Origin of the sequence: Pseudomonas sp. A0308 (assembly GCF_044218815.1) — a bacterium.
Taxonomy (GTDB): Bacteria; Pseudomonadota; Gammaproteobacteria; order Pseudomonadales; family Pseudomonadaceae; genus Aquipseudomonas; species Aquipseudomonas iridis.
Map to the genome: position 1 here is coordinate 4,228,890 of NZ_CP162581.1, position 16,305 is coordinate 4,245,194.

General features: G+C 59.8%; 16 protein-coding genes. 6 read left to right on the top strand and 10 right to left on the bottom strand.

Features of this window, described 5'->3' with window-relative positions; all coding sequences use genetic code 11:
* Positions 1 to 14: 14 nt before the first annotated feature.
* The 4 genes from AB4P92_RS19525 (at position 15) to AB4P92_RS19540 (ending at position 3,084) form a co-directional block, all read left to right on the top strand.
* Positions 15 to 290, top strand: a complete 276-nt coding sequence (locus AB4P92_RS19525; protein WP_042561249.1) for a DUF493 domain-containing protein — start codon at positions 15 to 17, stop codon at positions 288 to 290.
* Positions 290 to 937, top strand: a complete 648-nt coding sequence (gene lipB / locus AB4P92_RS19530) for a lipoyl(octanoyl) transferase LipB (RefSeq protein ID WP_042561248.1) — start codon at positions 290 to 292, stop codon at positions 935 to 937. Before AB4P92_RS19525 ends, lipB begins: the two co-directional genes overlap by 1 nt.
* Positions 938 to 962: 25 nt before the next feature.
* A complete protein-coding gene (lipA, locus tag AB4P92_RS19535; RefSeq protein WP_162184605.1) occupies positions 963 to 1,961 on the top strand; it encodes a lipoyl synthase in 999 nt (332 codons plus the stop codon).
* A gap of 172 nt (positions 1,962 to 2,133) precedes the next feature.
* Positions 2,134 to 3,084, top strand: a complete 951-nt coding sequence (locus AB4P92_RS19540; RefSeq protein ID WP_042561246.1) for an LD-carboxypeptidase — start codon at positions 2,134 to 2,136, stop codon at positions 3,082 to 3,084.
* A gap of 101 nt (positions 3,085 to 3,185) precedes the next feature.
* On the opposite strand, the gene AB4P92_RS19545 is transcribed toward AB4P92_RS19540, so the two are convergent.
* From AB4P92_RS19545 to leuS, 5 genes are all read right to left on the bottom strand, one after another.
* On the bottom strand, positions 3,186 to 4,508 hold the full coding sequence (locus AB4P92_RS19545; RefSeq protein ID WP_042561245.1) for a lytic murein transglycosylase: 1,323 nt from the start codon (positions 4,506 to 4,508) through the stop codon (positions 3,186 to 3,188).
* A 61-nt stretch (positions 4,509 to 4,569) separates the two neighbouring features.
* On the bottom strand, positions 4,570 to 4,734 hold the full coding sequence (gene arfA / locus AB4P92_RS19550; protein WP_042561244.1) for an alternative ribosome rescue factor ArfA: 165 nt from the start codon (positions 4,732 to 4,734) through the stop codon (positions 4,570 to 4,572).
* A 159-nt stretch (positions 4,735 to 4,893) separates the two neighbouring features.
* Positions 4,894 to 5,931 carry a DNA polymerase III subunit delta gene (gene holA, locus AB4P92_RS19555; RefSeq protein WP_042561243.1) on the bottom strand — a complete coding sequence of 346 codons (1,038 nt, stop codon included), beginning with the start codon at positions 5,929 to 5,931 and terminating at the stop codon, positions 4,894 to 4,896.
* A gap of 39 nt (positions 5,932 to 5,970) precedes the next feature.
* A complete protein-coding gene (gene lptE, locus AB4P92_RS19560) occupies positions 5,971 to 6,576 on the bottom strand; it encodes an LPS assembly lipoprotein LptE (RefSeq protein WP_042561242.1) in 606 nt (201 codons plus the stop codon).
* An 88-nt stretch (positions 6,577 to 6,664) separates the two neighbouring features.
* Positions 6,665 to 9,271 (bottom strand): leucine--tRNA ligase, encoded by a 2,607-nt coding sequence (gene leuS, locus AB4P92_RS19565; RefSeq protein ID WP_395598026.1) that lies wholly within the window; start codon positions 9,269 to 9,271, stop codon positions 6,665 to 6,667.
* Positions 9,272 to 9,525: 254 nt separating this feature from the next.
* Here leuS and AB4P92_RS19570 point away from each other — a divergent pair, with 254 nt between their 5' ends.
* Together AB4P92_RS19570 and AB4P92_RS19575 are read left to right on the top strand one after the other, a co-directional pair.
* Entirely contained in the window at positions 9,526 to 9,849 is a 324-nt protein-coding gene (locus AB4P92_RS19570) for a hypothetical protein (protein WP_261736583.1), read from the top strand.
* A 105-nt stretch (positions 9,850 to 9,954) separates the two neighbouring features.
* Positions 9,955 to 10,716, top strand: a complete 762-nt coding sequence (locus AB4P92_RS19575) for a YdcF family protein (protein WP_042561239.1) — start codon at positions 9,955 to 9,957, stop codon at positions 10,714 to 10,716.
* A gap of 86 nt (positions 10,717 to 10,802) precedes the next feature.
* On the opposite strand, the gene lnt is transcribed toward AB4P92_RS19575, so the two are convergent.
* The 5 genes from lnt to miaB all read right to left on the bottom strand — a co-directional run bounded on the left by lnt (position 10,803) and on the right by miaB (position 16,234).
* Positions 10,803 to 12,326, bottom strand: coding sequence for an apolipoprotein N-acyltransferase (lnt, locus tag AB4P92_RS19580; RefSeq protein WP_047303587.1), 1,524 nt, complete (start codon positions 12,324 to 12,326; stop codon positions 10,803 to 10,805).
* Between the two features lie 14 nt (positions 12,327 to 12,340).
* A complete protein-coding gene (locus tag AB4P92_RS19585) occupies positions 12,341 to 13,180 on the bottom strand; it encodes an HlyC/CorC family transporter (RefSeq protein ID WP_024014438.1) in 840 nt (279 codons plus the stop codon).
* Positions 13,181 to 13,185: 5 nt separating this feature from the next.
* A complete protein-coding gene (gene ybeY, locus AB4P92_RS19590; protein ID WP_042561237.1) occupies positions 13,186 to 13,680 on the bottom strand; it encodes an rRNA maturation RNase YbeY in 495 nt (164 codons plus the stop codon).
* Positions 13,673 to 14,677, bottom strand: a complete 1,005-nt coding sequence (locus tag AB4P92_RS19595) for a PhoH family protein (RefSeq protein ID WP_042561236.1) — start codon at positions 14,675 to 14,677, stop codon at positions 13,673 to 13,675. The genes ybeY and AB4P92_RS19595 overlap by 8 nt, the downstream gene beginning before the upstream one ends.
* Before the next feature lie 228 nt (positions 14,678 to 14,905).
* Positions 14,906 to 16,234: a tRNA (N6-isopentenyl adenosine(37)-C2)-methylthiotransferase MiaB gene (gene miaB, locus AB4P92_RS19600; RefSeq protein ID WP_047303584.1), complete on the bottom strand. Its 1,329-nt coding sequence runs from the start codon at positions 16,232 to 16,234 to the stop codon at positions 14,906 to 14,908.
* Between the last annotated feature and the right edge of the window lie 71 nt (positions 16,235 to 16,305).

Genomic DNA, 16,305 nt, shown 5'->3' on the forward strand with positions numbered 1-16,305 from the left:
GAGGCCGTTACGCCATGACCGATACCGAAGTAAAGGCGCCAAAGATCGAATTCCCTGCCAACGATTACCCGGTTAAGGTGATCAGCGACACGGGTGTCGGCAACAAAGACAAGATCATCGAAATCGTCAAGAAGCACGCGACCATCAACGATGATCGTATTGACGAGCGTTCTAGCAGCAACGGCAAATACACCACGATTCAGTTGCACATCGTCGCCACCGGTCAAGACCAGCTGTACGATATCAACAGCGAACTGCGGGCGACCGGTTTCGTGCACATGGTGCTGTGATGCCGGGCACGCTGGGCTTTCGCGACCTCGGCCAGATGGCTTACGAGCCGGTCTGGCATGCCATGCAACGCTTTACCAACGAACGCGGCAGCGATGCCGCCGACGAAATCTGGCTCGTCGAGCACCCTCCGGTGTTCACGCAGGGTCAGGCCGGCAAGGCCGAGCACTTGCTTGTGCCGGGTGAAATTCCGGTCGTGCAGGTCGATCGCGGCGGGCAGGTGACTTACCATGGCCCCGGCCAATTGGTGGCTTATCTGTTGCTGGATGTACGCAAGCTGGGTTTTGGCGTGCGTGATCTGGTCAGTCGCATGGAGCTATGCCTGATCGAACTTCTGGCCAGTTACGGTGTGACCGCAACGGCCAAGCCAGACGCTCCCGGCGTGTATGTAGATGGAGCGAAAATCGCTTCTCTGGGTTTGCGCATTCGCCATGGTTGTTCCTTTCATGGACTGGCCCTGAACGTGGATATGAACCTGGAACCGTTTCGACGGATTAATCCCTGCGGCTACGCCGGGCTGGCGATGACCCAGCTGAGCGATCACGCAGGATCGATTGAATTTGCCGAGGTAAGTGCCCGGCTGCGCGCGCAGCTCGTCAAACACCTCGACTATGCTGAGCAGACGACCCTGACGGGCGGAATCGACTGATATGACTACTGATGCAGTGCAAACCATGATCCCGACGCTCGACGTGACCGAGCGCCCGGCCCCGCGTCCCAAGGTTGAAGCCGGCGTCAAGCTGCGCGGTGCCGAGAAGGTTGCACGCATCCCGGTAAAGATCATTCCGACCACCGAGCTGCCGAAGAAACCCGACTGGATTCGTGTGCGCATCCCGGTTTCGCCGGAAGTCGACCGCATCAAGAGCCTGCTGCGCAAACACAAGCTGCACAGCGTTTGCGAAGAAGCGTCCTGCCCGAACCTGGGCGAGTGCTTCTCCGGCGGCACCGCAACCTTCATGATCATGGGCGACATTTGCACCCGTCGTTGCCCGTTCTGCGACGTGGGCCACGGTCGTCCGAAGCCACTGGACGTCAACGAGCCGCAAAGCCTGGCCATCGCCATCGCCGACCTCAAGCTCAAGTATGTGGTGATCACCTCGGTTGACCGCGACGACCTGCGTGACGGTGGTGCCCAGCACTTTGCCGACTGCATCCGTGAAATCCGCAAGTTGTCGCCGAACGTGCAGCTGGAGACCCTGGTTCCGGACTACCGTGGCCGCATGGACGTCGCCCTGGAAATCACCGCCGCCGAGCCGCCGGATGTCTTCAACCACAACCTGGAAACCGTGCCGCGTCTTTACAAGGCTGCGCGTCCGGGTTCGGATTACCAGTGGTCGCTGACCCTGCTGCAACGTTTCAAACAGATGATGCCGCACATTCCGACCAAATCCGGTCTGATGCTGGGTCTGGGCGAGACTGACGAAGAAGTCATCGAAGTCATGAAGCGCATGCGCGAACACGACATCGACATGCTGACTCTCGGCCAGTACCTGCAACCGTCGCGCAGCCACTTGCCGGTGCAGCGTTTCGTGCACCCGGACACCTTCGCCTGGTTCGCCGAGGAAGGTTACAAGATGGGCTTCAAGAACGTTGCGTCCGGGCCGTTGGTGCGTTCCTCGTACCATGCCGATGAGCAGGCGAAGCTGGTCAAGGCTGAGCTGATGGGTTCTTGATCCGGCGCTGAATGAAAAAATGCCCGCCGAGGCTTTAACGCCCGGCGGGCATTTTTTTGCCTGTCTTACATTCAATGCTGATTTTTCCTGCAACCTGCGGCGTGGCCGAGCCTCTTCTGTTTACCGCCGTTCCTGACTACTGTGTTTGCATGACTCACAGGGAGATCCAAGGATGACCGTTCGACCAACCCACACACTTTGCCCGCACAAAGCCGTGCCCGCGTTGCCCTCAGAAGGGCTGATCGGCGTCATTGCACCAGCCGGCCCGGGTGTATTGGACACCGATAAGGCGGTGCAATGGATGCGCGCGCGGGGTTATGGGCTTAAGGTGTTCCCCGGCGTTTATGAAAAGGATGGCTATCTGGCCGGCAGCGACGACGTGCGCTTGCGCGATCTTCATGCGGCGTTCGCGGATCCCGAAGTCGATGCAATTATTTGCCTGCGTGGCGGCTACGGCACGCCACGGCTGCTTGACCGGATCGATTACGACCTGCTGAGCCGCCATGCCAAGCCATTCGTTGGCTACAGCGACATCACCGCGCTGCACCTGGCCATCAGCCGATACGCTGGCTTCGTGACCTTTCACGGGCCGCTGCTCAACGCTGACCTGTTGGGCGACAAGGAGCCGCCAACCGTCACTTCGTTCTTCGCCATGCTGCGCGGGCAAATGAAGGCGGGGAGTGTGCTAAGCCATCCGGTGGCGTATCCGTTGACTACGGTCGAACCCGGCATCGCGCACGGGCGCTTGCTCGGCGGTAATCTGGCGATGATCGCCGCCACCTTGGGCACGCCTTACGAAATCGATGTGGAGGGGGTGATTCTGCTCATCGAGGATATTAACGAGCCGCTGTATCGGATCGACCGACTGCTGACGCAGATGCGTCTGGCCGGCAAACTGGCCAAATTGCGCGGAGTTCTGGTTGGGGATGTGGCAGGGGTGGATGTCGCGGCATTGAACCGCCTGCTCAAGCAGACGTTCGAGCCTTTGCGGATTCCGGTGCTGTCAGGTTGGCGTAGCGGACATTGCGATCCGAACCTGACGCTGCCGATGGGCGCGCTGGTGCGGCTGGATGCGGGGAAGAAGGAGTTGATGCTGGAGCAGGATGTGGTCACCCGCCGATAATTGCGGGTGATGCAAAAAGATCGCAGCCTGCGGCAGCTCCTGCACGGGATTAACGTAAACCCTGTAGGAGCTGCCGTAGGCTGCGATCTTTTGATTTTGCTTTATTGGTTACGCAGGCTTTCCAGCAGCTTATGCGTTGGATACCCATCCGCCGGCCAGCCAAACGACTGCTGTGCACTGCGAATCGCCTTACGTGTATTGGCGCCGATGATCCCGTCTGCCGTGCCGGCATCGTAGTTGCGTGCACTCAGCAAGGTCTGCAACTCGATTCGCTCGGTGCGGCTCAGCGGCAGATCATCTTTAGGCCAAGAGCCATTGATCAAGCCAGCGCCGCCGAAGCGCTCGGACAGCAGGCTCACCGCCAGCGCGTACGACGAAGAATTGTTGTACTTGAGGATCGCCCGGAAGTTGTCGAGGACCAGGAACGCCGGGCCACGATAACCGGCCGGCAGCAGCAGGGCGGCGGACAATTGTTCGGTTCCGGCGGGCGCCTGAGCCCCATTGGGCAGCATCACGCCGAGCTGACGCCATTCGGCCACGCTTTTGCGCAGGGTGCCATCTGCCAGCGTGTAGTCGAAGTTGCCGGGCAATTGCACTTCAAAGCCCCACGGCTGGCCCCGCTGCCAGCCGGAGCTTTGCAGATAGTGCGCGGTCGAGGCCAGCGCGTCGGCTGGACTGCCCCAGATGTCGCGGCGCCCGTCACCGTCGAAATCAACCGCATGGGTGTTGTAGGTGGTCGGGATGAACTGCGTCTGGCCCATGGCACCAGCCCAGGAACCGAGCATCTTCTCCGGCGTGATATCGCCCTGTTGCAGAATCTGCAGGGCGGCGATCAGTTGCGCGTGGGCAAAGCCTGGGCGACGACCTTCGTAGGCGAGGGTGGCCAGCGAGTTGATCACCGATTTGCTGCCCTGGAACTGCCCGAAGTTGCTTTCCATGCCCCACACCGATACCAACGCCTGCCGGTCAACGCCATAACGCTGCTCGATGCTTTGCAGGATATCGGCGTACTGAATGATTAGCGCCTGGCCCTTGCGCACGCGCAGCGGCGACAGTGCTCCGTCGAGGTATTCCCACACCGGGCGGGAGAACTCCGGCTGACTGCGGTCGGCGCGAATCACGCTGGCGTCGAAACTGATATTGGCGAATGCACGATCGAACAGCTCGGCGCGAATCCCGGCTGCCAAGGCATCCTTGCGGAAACCTGCCTGCCATTCGGCAAAGGTCTGGGTCGGCTGAAGATCAAGTGGGTCGGCGGACGGCACTACCGGCGGAATAATCGCTGGGGCCGTGGCGACAGGGGCGGCTTGAAGAGGTTGCGCATCGGCGGCGGTAGGTTTTTCCGCACAGGCGACAAGCAGTATGAAGCTGGAGGCAGCGATCAATTGGCGAACAGGCCAACGACGGGAAAGACTAAAGGGCATGCACAGTTCCAGAGGATACGAATCAGGTGCAGACCTTAACATGACCGGGGGGTGCTGCGCTTTAAGCTGCCAGAAAGTAAGAAGCCTCCCAGCTATTAGACTGGAAGGCTTCGCGGCGGTAGCTGCCTTTACCCTTGGTTGGTTGTTCCTGGCGGCTGCGGAACAGGGGTTGGGCGATGATGGATTTGGCCTTGTTCGGGCGATGTTTCGATGGCTTTTTGCTCATGAAGGTTCTCTTGATCGAGTGGGTTTTGCGCAGGGAATAATCTGCCGATGTCGGGCGTCTGTCTATAGGGCAAATGCAGGTGCTGTTTGTAGGAAAACAAACTCAAAAGATCGAAGCGTGCCGCAATTCCTACAGATAGAAGGCTGCGATCTTTTGACCTTATTCTGCGGGCAATGACAAGCGCTGGCCTGCCATCAACAACGCCAAACGACTGAGGCTCATCCAGGGCGACCCGGGCGCCTGGCCTTTGATTTGCGCATCAATACGCTGAGCTTCGAGCAACAACTGCGCCCAGCGTTGCGCCGAGTAACGTTGCAGGGCTTTGCTCATCAAGGGCTTGCGCTTGTCCCAGACCGGCGGTTTCGCCGAGCTGAAGCATTTGTCCAGCGGTGTGCCCTGGCTGTACTGCAGCGAGATATTGGCCAGCAGGCGCAACTCCCTCGCCAGTGCCCAGAGGATCACTGGAGGTTCGACCCCCTCACCACGCAACCCTTCGAGCATGCGCAGGGCGTGGGCCGGTTCACCGTTAAGGACCGCGTCGGTCAAGCCAAACACGTCGAATCGTGCACTGTCCGCCACAGCGGCCTGTACGGTTTCGACAGTAATCTGCCCACCTTCGGCCATCAGCTTGAGCTTCTCGATTTCCTGCGCGGCGGCGAGCAGGTTGCCCTCCACACGTGCAGCAATCAGTTCGACTGCATCCTGGCTGGCCGACAACCCCGCCTGCGACAGACGCTGACGAATCCAGCCCGGTAGCTGATTGGCATCCACTGGCCAGATCTGGATGAACTGCGTCTGCTGACCTTCAACCAGCGCCTTGCCCCACTTGGTCTTCTGCGCGCTGCCATCAAGCTTGGGCAGGCTGATCAGCAGCACCGTGTCTTCGGCTGGACGTGAGCAGTACTCGATGAATGCGGCAGCCCCCTTGTCACCGGGTTTACCCGATGGCAAACGCAGTTCCAGCAGACGCTTTTCAGCAAACAACGACATGCTGGCACCGGCCTGCAGCAACGTGCCCCAATCGAAATTGGCGTCCGCGGCGAATACCTGGCGTTCGTCGAAACCTTGCTGGCGGGCAGCACTGCGAATGGCGTCGGCGGCTTCCTGACACAGCAGCGGGTCATCACCGCTGATGATATAGACGGGCGCGAGGGCGCCTTGCAGGTGTTTGCCGAGTTGCGCGGGAGCGAGCTTCATAAGAGAGGTCGAACGGGGCGCCTGAGCGCCCCGAACTTCTTACTGCTGCGGAATTTCGAGCGGCGACTGACGCGGGGTTTCCGCCTCAATCTTTTGCGCCGCTTCCAGCGCATCGGCTTCTGCCTTGGCGCGGTCATTGGCGGCCTGCTGCAGTTGCTGCAGTTGACCCGGGGTCAGCTGTTGCAGACGCAGCATCATGCGCTGAACCAGATCGCGACGGATATCGCGACGGGCGTCGTTGGCTTCCTGATCGGAGCCGACGAGGTTGTTGCCGTCGTGGATGAACACTTTCTGCACTTCAAGCTTGTCGCTGAGCAGAGACAGGTTTTTTTCACCGCGGATGTCGTAGCTCAGGACAGTGCTGAGCTGATACTCGCCCGTGCGACCGGCACCTGCATAGCTGAGGATACGCTGGCTTTCCTGTTCGTCAGCCAAGTACAGCTTGTACGGCGCACCGCTGTAAACCTTGACGCCGCTGGACTCCAGTACCTGACGCATTTGAGTGACGGTCTCGCCGTAGGCGTTACGGGCACTCAGGTCGAGTTCCTTGATCGTCAGTTCGTTGCTGCCAGTGCCACGCAGCTGGAAACCGCAGGCGCTCAGCAGAACAGCGAGGCCCATCACCAGCAGATTGCGTTTGATCATTGTGTTGCTCCCCTTGAAACCATGTGGGCCGACCTGGCGGCCCGAAAGGTTTTACAGTGCGTCAGGCAAACCTGACGCCCAATCCAATTTAGCTGGCGACGATGTTGACCAGTTTTCCTGGCACAACGATCACTTTGCGAATGGTCAGACCGTCGACGAAACGCAGCACGTTTTCGTTGACGCGAGCGGCGGCTTCAACCTCTTCGCGCGTCGCGCTCGCCGGCATTTCGATCTGGCCACGCAACTTGCCGTTGACCTGGATAACCAGGGTCAGGCTGTCCTGCACCAGTGCGCTTTCGTCCACTGCAGGCCAGCCTGCGTCGATCACGGCGTCGGCGTGCCCCAGTTGATTCCACAGCTCATGGCTGATGTGTGGCGTGATCGGAGCCAGCAGCAAAGTGACGGCTTCCAGACCTTCGTGCACCAGAGCGCGATCCTGCTCGGTGCCTTGCGCGGCTTTTTCCAGCACGTTCATCAGCGTCATGACCTGAGCGATGGCGGTGTTGAATTTGTGGTTCTGGCCGACGTCGTGGCTGGCCTGCTTGATGGCCAGGTGGATCGAGCGGCGAACGGCTTTTTGCTCGTCGTTCAGGCTGGCAACGTCGAGTTTGCCCGGCAGGCCCTGGGTAACGTGGGCTTGCGCCAGACGCCAGACGCGCTTGAGGAAGCGATGCGAGCCTTCCACGCCCGAGTCGGACCATTCGGCGCTCATGTCAGGTGGCGAGGCAAACATCATGAACAGGCGGCAGGTGTCTGCGCCGAACTGATCAATCATCGACTGTGGGTCGACGCCGTTGTTCTTCGACTTGGCCATTTTCTCGGTACCGCCGATTTCCACCGGCAGGCCGTCGGCGATCAGCTTGGCGCTGATGACCTTGGCCTTGCTGTCGCGCTCCAGTTCTACGTCCGCCGGGTTGAACCAGGTGTAGGCACCGTTGGCTTCGCGACGGTAGTAAGTTTCGGCGATTACCATGCCTTGGGTCAGCAGGTTCTTGAATGGCTCGTTGGAGCTAACCAGGCCTTCGTCACGCATCAGCTTGTGGAAGAAACGTGCGTACAGCAGGTGCAGAATCGCGTGTTCGATACCGCCGATGTACTGATCCACCGGCAGCCAGTGGTCGGCCGCGGATTTCTCGACCAGGCCACCTTCAAAGTGCGGCGAGGCGTAACGGGCGTAGTACCACGACGACTCGACGAAGGTGTCCATGGTGTCGGTTTCACGCTTGGCAGGCTGGCCACATTTCGGGCAGCTGCACTCGTAAAACTCAGGCATGCGCGCCAGCGGCGAACCGGCGCCATCCGGCACCACGTCTTCCGGCAACACGACGGGCAGTTGATCTTCCGGTACCGGCACGTCACCGCAAGCGTCGCAGTGGATGATCGGGATAGGGCAGCCCCAGTAGCGCTGGCGGCTGATGCCCCAGTCGCGCAGGCGGAACTGGGTGCGCGAGGCGCCCAGTTCTTTTTTGATCAGTGCCACTTCGATCGCGTCGAACGCGCCGGCGAAATCCAGACCATCGAACACGCCGGAGTTGATCAGCGTGCCGTGCTCGCCGTAGGCGTCTTGCCACGGGGCGGGGTTGGTCTCGCCGGAGCTGGTGCGCACTACCGATTTGATCGGCAGGTCGTACTTGTGGGCGAACTCGAAATCACGCTCGTCGTGCGCTGGCACAGCCATGACCGCGCCGTCGCCATAGTGCATCAGCACATAGTTGGCGACCCAGACCGGGAGTTTTTCACCGGTCAGCGGGTGCTCGACGAACAGGCCGGTCGGCAGGCCTTTTTTCTCTTGAGTGGCGACGTCGGCTTCAGCCACGCTGCCGCCCTTGCATTCAGCGATGAACGCTTGCAGCTCAGGGTTGTTCTGCGCGGCCTGGGTGGCCAGCGGGTGTTCGGCAGCGACGGCCACGTAAGTCGCGCCCATCAGGGTGTCCGGACGGGTGGTGAAGACTTTCAGGGTGCCGGCTGTGCCGATCGAGTCGACGTTGTACGGGAACTGCACTTCCATACCGCGGGATTTGCCGATCCAGTTGCGCTGCATGGTCTTGACCTGTTCAGGCCAGCCAGTCAGTTCGTCGAGGCTCTCCAGCAGCTCATCCGCATAAGCGGTGATCTTGAAGTAGTACATCGGGATTTCACGCTTTTCGATCAGCGCGCCGGAACGCCAGCCGCGACCGTCAATGACTTGTTCGTTGGCCAGAACGGTCTGATCGACCGGGTCCCAGTTCACGGTGCCGCTTTTTTTGTAGATCACGCCTTTTTCGAACAGGCGAGTGAACAGCCATTGTTCCCAGCGGTAGTAATCAGGTTTGCAGGTGGTGACTTCACGCGACCAGTCCACCGCCAGGCCCAGGCTGCGCAGCTGGGTTTTCATGTAGGCGATGTTTTCGTAGGTCCACTTGGCGGGCGCTACGTTGTTTTTCATCGCGGCGTTTTCCGCCGGCATGCCGAAGGCATCCCAACCCATCGGTTGCAGAACGTTCTTGCCTTGCATGCGCTGGTAACGGGAGATCACGTCGCCGATGGTGTAGTTGCGCACGTGCCCCATGTGTAGCTTGCCGCTGGGGTAAGGGAACATCGACAGGCAGTAGAAAGTCTCCTTGCCTGGCTGTTCGCTGACTTCAAAGGACTTTTGCTCATCCCAGAACGACTGGGCGGCGGCTTCGATTTCACGGGGCTGATATTGTTCGTGCATGGCTACTTTTGTACTGGATAGGGGTGGCCTAATCCTCTTCAACGCGGCATTCGGGCTGGCCCGGACGAGCTGGAAGTGGAATGACAGGAAGCGCCGTAGCATACATGACCGCGCTTGGCCTAGGGAAACCCTGATTGCAGCTGTTTGGCCCGCTGAATGGGTGGCGAGGGCCGTTGGTCGCGGCGTGCAGCCGGTTCGTGCAGCGAAGCTAAGCTCTAACTGGGGAGTGAGTCTTATCTTCAATGAGGTGAGGGATGGTGGAGCAACAGCAAAGAAACGTCACGAAACCTGAGTTGTACGAGCGGTTGATGGACCGTCTGGGCATTGCTCTGGACGCTGCAAAAACCGCAGACCGGCTGCGCGACGAGCGCCCCCTGGAACTGGAGTTGCGTGGCTTGAGCCCCGCCGAGTTCAAACTGGTCAAGGCCTATCTGGATCGCAGTGAACGTGAAACGCACGGATGTCTGTCGCAGGCAGTGAAGCAGCTCGATGAAACACATTCGGCCAAGGTCATCTGGCTCAAGGACAAGGCGCCGCGCAAAGACATCGTCAAGGTGCGTGCTTTGCGGGCCAAGTAAGCGCATGGCAGGTCAAGAAACGGATCTTTTTCAACAGGATCCCACCCTATCGGTTGTCGCGTTGTATTAACCCACTTAGGCTTCGGGCATCTTTGGAGATGCCCGATGCCTTTACGTTATTTCATCAAACAACTTCTATTGCCGCCCGGCATTCTTTTGCTGCTGTTGCTGGCCGCGTGGTGGCTGCGCCGCTCACGGCCGCGACTGGCTGGATTGTGTTTTGCCCTCGGTTTTGGCGGATTCTGGCTGATGAGCCTGCCGGTGGTGGTGCAATGGGGTGCAAAAGCCCTCGAGCGAGAGCCGCCACTGGCCCGCGAAGAGTGGGCGACATTGGCGCAGCGTGCCGATGCGATTGTGGTGCTGGGGTCCGGGCGTGAGCGGGGTGATCTGGCCTGGGGCGACGATCAACCCACCGGCGTGGGACTTGAGCGTCAGCGTTATGCGGCGCGATTGGCGAAAGCCTCGGGACTGCCGATTTTGACCAGTGGCGGCTTGCACTACGGTACGCCTCCGACCGAGGCAAAGTTGATGGCCGATTCATTGCTGGACGATTTCGGCGTGACCGTGCGTTGGCAGGAAGGGGAGAGCCGCACCACCTGGGAAAACGCCAGATTCAGCGCCGATATGCTGTTGCCGCAGGGGATCAAGCGCGTAGTCGTGGTGACGCAGGCGTGGCACATGCCGCGATCGGTGTGGAGTTTTCAGGCGGCAGGGTTTGAAGTGGTGCCCGCGCCAGTGGGCTTCTTGGGGACAGACAACGCTCGGCCGTTTGGTGGCTGGCTGCCGGAGTTCAAATCGATCTGGCAGAGCGGACAGTTGCTGAATGAAGCGGTGGGGCAGGTGGGGTATTCGCTGTTTTACCGCTGAGAATCAAAAGATCGCAGCCTGTGGCAGTTCCTACAGGGGGAATACAAATCCCATGTAGGAGCTGCCGCAGGCTGCGATCTTTTGTTTTACAGGGTCTTGGACATCCGGCTAGCCATCAACGCCCAACCGAACAGTCCCAGACACAGGACGATTAGCGGCCACGAACGCCATTGCAGATACGGCGTCAGGTTGTGCATTGGCACCACTTCGCCATACAAAATGCCTTGTTCGAACTGCGGAATCTGCTCGGTGATCTGCCCGAACGGGTTGATCAGGCCGGTCACGCCATTGTTGGTGGCGCGGATCATCCAGCGTCCGGCTTCCAGCGCGCGCATCTGCGCCATCTGCAAATGTTGCAGCGGGCCGATCGAGGTGCCGAACCACGTGTCGTTGCTGATCGTCAGCAGCAGGTCACTGCGCGCCGACAGGCTGGCGGCGAACTCCGGATACACCACTTCGTAGCAGATGAACGGCGCAATCTGGTAACCCTTGGCCTGCAGCATCGGCTGATCGGCGGGACCGCGGGCGAAGTCCGACATCGGCAGGTCGAAGAATGCGATCAGTCCGCGCAGCACATCCTGCAACGGCACGTACTCACCGAACGGCACCAGTTTCTGTTTCAGGTAAGTGCCATCGCCTTCGCCCACCACAGTGATGCCATTGTAGAAGCGTCTTTCGTGGTGCACCGTTTCGCGGATCGGTACGCCGGTGATCAGCGCCGATTTACGTTCGGCGGCGAAGTTACCCATCATGCTCAGGTAGCCCTCGGCGGACTCCTTGAGTACCGGCACCGCCGTTTCCGGCCAGATCAGCAGATCCACTGGTTTGGAGCGGAAACTCAGATCGCGGTACAGCGCCAATTGCGCATTGAGCTGCGCCGGGTCCCACTTCATGCTTTGTTCGACGTTACCCTGAATGGCAGCAACGGTCAGCGGCTCGCCTGAAGGGCTGGTCCAGGCGTGGCCCTTGAGTGCAATCCCTGCCACCCATGGCCCGACCAGCAATAGCAGGCCAACCGCAACAAAAGCCTTGCGACCGGTTTGCAGCAGACGCGGCGCGTTGTAGATCAACGCAGCCGTCAACGCCAGAACGAACGACACCAGCCACATCCCGCCGACCGGCGCGAGACCGGCCAATGGGCCGTCGAGCTGGCTGTAACCGGAATAAAGCCACGGGAAGCCAGTGAGGAACCAGCCGCGAAAGGCTTCCTGGCCCACCCACAGCGCGGCGAATGCCAAAGCATCGGCCAGCGGTGCCTCGTTACGGCGCAGCCAGCGCGCCCAGAGCCAGGCGGGCAGGGCGAAGAAAAAGGCAATCGCCGCGGTAAACAACAGCATCAGGAATCCGGCCAGCAGCACCGAAGCGCCGCCGAAGTGATGAATGCTGTAATAGATCCAACTGGTACCGGCGCCGAACAGGCCGAAACCGAAGCACCAGCCACGGCCCAGTGCCTGACGGGGGCTTAGCTCACGCAGGCCGGCATAGAACAAACCGACCGCCAGCAAAGCCAGCGGCCAGATATCGAAGGGTGCCAGAGCGAACGTGGTGATTGCACCGGCCGCCACGGCCAGCAGGTTACCGGGCCAGCCGGGGCGGGTTGTCCAGCGCATTTCAGTCCTTAGATTTAACGAGCGATGGGCGTCAGTCGCAGCAAGTGAATCCGACGGCTGTCGGCGTTCAGGATGCGGAAACGATAAGCGCCGATTTCAGTGGTTTCGTTGCGTTTTGGCAAGTGCCCGAACGCGCTCATCACCAGGCCGCCGACGGTGTCGAACTCGTCGTCGGAAAACTCGCTGTCGAAGAACTCGTTGAAGTTCTCGATCGGCGTCAGTGCCTTGATCAGGAAGTCACCGCTGGGCAGCGGCTTGATGTAGCTGTCTTCTTCGACGTCGTGCTCGTCCTCGATATCGCCGACGATCTGTTCCAGCACGTCTTCGATGGTCACCAGACCTGCCACGCCGCCGTATTCATCAATGACGATGGCCATGTGGTTGTGGTTGGCGCGGAACTCACGCAGCAACACATTCAGACGCTTGGACTCCGGCACGAACGTGGCCGGGCGCAGCAGGTCCTTGATGTTGAAGCTGTCGCCGTTTTCCTTGAGGATCAGCGGCAGCAGATCCTTGGCCAGCAGCACGCCCATCACGTCGTCATGGCTTTCGCCGATGACCGGATAGCGCGAGTGGGCGGAATCGACCACGGCCGGCAGGAATTCACGCGGTGTCTGGGTCGCCTTGATGCTGACCATCTGCGAACGCGGCACCATGATGTCGCGTACTTGCAGGTCAGCCACCTGAATGGCGCCTTCGACGATGGCCAGCGCTTCGCTGTCCAGCAGTTTGTTCTGATGTGCATCGCGCAGCAGCTCAAGGAGCTCCTGGCGGTTCTTCGGCTCGTGGGCAAAAGCCTGGGTCAGTTTACCCAGCCATGACTTCTGCCCGTTGCTCGATCGATCTTCGCTCATAGCGATTACTCTGAATCCTTTGTTGTAACGATTGGGGATGGTTCGGTTTCGTCGTCCGCGTACGGATCGGGATAGCCCAGTTCAGCAAGCAACTCGCGTTCCAGTGCTTCCATTTCTTCGGCTTCTTCGTCATCTATATGGTCGTAACCAAGCAGATGCAAGCAGCCGTGAATGACCAGATGTGCCCAGTGGGCCTTTAGTTCCTTGCCTTGTTCGGCGGCTTCGCGCTCAACCACGGCCACGCAGATCACCAGATCGCCGAGCAGCGGGATATCGAGAAACTCGTCGGGCACGTCAGCCGGGAACGACAGGACGTTGGTCGCGTAATCCTTCTGGCGCCAGGTGTGATTGAGCTCACGGCCTTCTTCCTCGTCGACCAGACGAATGGTCATTTCCGAGTCAGCGGTGCGCTGGCGCAGGGCCAGTTCGCACCATTGGCGGAACTCGGTTTCACTGGGAGCGGACGCTTCGGTCGCTATTTGCAGGTCAAGCTCAAGCATCGCGGCGAGTGTCCTTCGCAGGTTCATCAGTCACGCGATTTTCGAAGCGCTCGTAGGCTTCGACGATGCGTTGAACCAGCGGGTGGCGCACAACGTCCTTGGGCATGAAGTGCGTGAAGCTGATACCCGGCACGTCTTTGAGCACTTCGATCACGTGGTGCAGGCCCGACTTGGTGCCTTTCGGCAGGTCGACCTGGGTGATGTCCCCCGTGATAACCGCGGTCGAGCCGAAACCGATACGCGTCAGGAACATCTTCATCTGTTCGACGGTAGTGTTCTGGCTTTCGTCGAGAATGATGAAGCTGTTGTTCAGCGTACGACCGCGCATATAGGCCAGCGGCGCGACTTCGATCACCTGACGTTCGATCAGCTTGGCCACATATTCGAAGCCGAGCATTTCGTAGAGTGCGTCATAGAGCGGGCGCAGGTACGGGTCGATCTTCTGCGACAGATCGCCGGGCAGGAAACCGAGCTTTTCACCCGCCTCAACCGCCGGGCGCACCAGCAGGATGCGCCGGATCTGCTCGCGCTCCAGTGCATCGACCGCGCAGGCCACGGCCAGATAGGTCTTGCCGGTACCGGCCGGGCCTATGCCGAAGTTGATGTCGTTACCGAGTATTTCCTTCACGTAGCGCAACTGATTCAAGCCGCGAGGGCGAATCATGCCTTTTTTGGTGCGCAGGGCGACGGAGGCTTCCGCGGGGGCGTGGTTGTCCAGCTCGACGACGGCTGATTCCTGCAGAAACAGGTGAACCATATCTGGCGACAACTCCGTACCCTTGGTTTCGCGGTACAGGCGGCGAATCAGATTTTCCGCAGACGTGGTGTGCTTGGAGTCGCCGATCAGCTCGAACTGGTTTCCGCGGTTGCGGATCTCGATACTCAGGCGCTGTTCGATCAAGCGCAAATGCTCGTCGAATTGCCCGCACAGATTGGCGAAGCGATGAGCCTCAAAGGGCTCGAGAATAAAACGATGTGGTTCTATGGGAGCGTTCAAGGTCGTATTTAGCCGCCCTGGGGCAATTAAGATGAAATCAAGGATAACGCCAGTGGCCTGGGTGCGAAAGCTCTTAAATTAATGAACACAATCTCAGTAACAGTGCAGTCCACTGTGGGAGCTGGCTTGCCAGCGATAGCGGTGCAACAGGCGACATATTTGTCGGGGCTGATGGCCTTATCGCTGGCAAGCCAGCTCCCACAGGATTCTCTATGTTCCTGATATTTGTTACTGGATCAATGAGCCGCGCAGCGAGTGCGGTTGCGCCGCATCGATGTGCACATCTGCGAACTGGCCGATCAGCGTTGGATTGTCGCAGCGGAAGTTGACGATACGATTATTCTCGGTGCGCCCTTGCAGTTCGCCCGGGTCTTTCTTCGAGTAATCGGTCACCAGAATTCGCTGGGTCGAGCCGACCATTTGTCGGCTGATCTCGAAACCTTGCTGATTCAGGCGGTGCTGAAGCGCGTTCAGGCGTTCTTTCTTGAGCGCTTCTGGCGTGTCATCGGCCAGATCGGCAGCCGGTGTGCCCGGGCGCTGGCTGTAGACGAACGAGTAGGAAAAATCGAAACCGACGTCTTCGATCAGCTTCATGGTCTGTTCGAAGTCTTTCTCGGTTTCACCCGGGAAGCCGACGATGAAGTCCGAGCTGATGCAAATCCCCGGCACCGCCGCGCGCAGTTTGCGCAACTTGGATTTGTACTCCAGCGCGGTGTGGTTGCGCTTCATCGCCGCCAGAATCCGGTCAGAGCCCGATTGCACTGGCAAGTGCAGGTGCTTCACCAGTTCCGGTACTTCGGCGTGGGCCTGGATCAGGCTGTCGGAGAACTCCAGCGGATGCGAGGTGGTGTAGCGAATGCGGTCGATGCCATCGACGGCGGCGACCACGCGGATCAATTCCGCCAGGTCGGCCAGACGACCGTCGTGGGTTGCGCCGCGATAGCCGTTGACGTTCTGCCCCAGCAAAGTGACTTCACGTACGCCGTTTTCGGCCAGATGAATGATTTCGGCGAGCACGTCGTCGAAGGGGCGGCTGACTTCTTCACCGCGGGTATAAGGCACCACGCAGAACGTGCAGTACTTGCTGCAACCTTCCATCACCGACACGTAAGCACTCGGGCCGTCAATGCGCGGCTCGGGCAAGTGGTCGAATTTTTCGATTTCCGGGAACGAGACGTCGACTTGCGGCAATTTGGTGATGCGTGCGGCGTCGATCATTTCCGGCAGGCGGTGCAGGGTCTGCGGGCCGAACACCACGTCGACGTAGGGTGCGCGATCACGGATCGCCGCGCCTTCCTGGCTGGCCACGCAACCGCCGACCGCGATCACCATGTCCGGGTTGGCCAGTTTCAATTCGCGCCAGCGGCCCAGTTGCGAGTACACCCGGTCCTGGGCGCGTTCGCGGATCGAGCAGGTATTGAGCAGAATCACGTCGGCATCTTCGGCGCGAGCAGTGACTTCCAGGGCCTGATGTTCACCCAGCAGATCGACCATGCGCGAGCTGTCGTACTCGTTCATCTGGCAACCGTGGGTTTCGATGTAAAGCTTCTTGGCCATGGATTAGGATCGTCACGTGATTCAAAGAACCGCGCATTATAGGGAACATGTCTCCATGTTCCTACCGTTGT

Bases quoted from the DNA above. Each gene is read 5' to 3' on its own strand.
- lptE (WP_042561242.1), bottom strand. From the start codon at position 6,576: ATGATCAAACGCAATCTGCTGGTGATGGGCCTCGCTGTTCTGCTGAGC.
- AB4P92_RS19545 (WP_042561245.1), bottom strand. From the start codon at position 4,508: ATGCCCTTTAGTCTTTCCCGTCGTTGGCCTGTTCGCCAATTGATCGCT.
- holA (WP_042561243.1), bottom strand. From the start codon at position 5,931: ATGAAGCTCGCTCCCGCGCAACTCGGCAAACACCTGCAAGGCGCCCTC.
- lnt (WP_047303587.1), bottom strand. From the start codon at position 12,326: ATGCGCTGGACAACCCGCCCCGGCTGGCCCGGTAACCTGCTGGCCGTG.
- lipB (WP_042561248.1), top strand. From the start codon at position 290: ATGCCGGGCACGCTGGGCTTTCGCGACCTCGGCCAGATGGCTTACGAG.
- AB4P92_RS19570 (WP_261736583.1), top strand. From the start codon at position 9,526: ATGGTGGAGCAACAGCAAAGAAACGTCACGAAACCTGAGTTGTACGAG.
- miaB (WP_047303584.1), bottom strand. From the start codon at position 16,234: ATGGCCAAGAAGCTTTACATCGAAACCCACGGTTGCCAGATGAACGAG.
- AB4P92_RS19585 (WP_024014438.1), bottom strand. From the start codon at position 13,180: ATGAGCGAAGATCGATCGAGCAACGGGCAGAAGTCATGGCTGGGTAAA.
- AB4P92_RS19575 (WP_042561239.1), top strand. From the start codon at position 9,955: ATGCCTTTACGTTATTTCATCAAACAACTTCTATTGCCGCCCGGCATT.
- arfA (WP_042561244.1), bottom strand. From the start codon at position 4,734: ATGAGCAAAAAGCCATCGAAACATCGCCCGAACAAGGCCAAATCCATC.
- AB4P92_RS19540 (WP_042561246.1), top strand. From the start codon at position 2,134: ATGACCGTTCGACCAACCCACACACTTTGCCCGCACAAAGCCGTGCCC.
- ybeY (WP_042561237.1), bottom strand. From the start codon at position 13,680: ATGCTTGAGCTTGACCTGCAAATAGCGACCGAAGCGTCCGCTCCCAGT.
- leuS (WP_395598026.1), bottom strand. From the start codon at position 9,271: ATGCACGAACAATATCAGCCCCGTGAAATCGAAGCCGCCGCCCAGTCG.
- lipA (WP_162184605.1), top strand. From the start codon at position 963: ATGATCCCGACGCTCGACGTGACCGAGCGCCCGGCCCCGCGTCCCAAG.
- AB4P92_RS19525 (WP_042561249.1), top strand. From the start codon at position 15: ATGACCGATACCGAAGTAAAGGCGCCAAAGATCGAATTCCCTGCCAAC.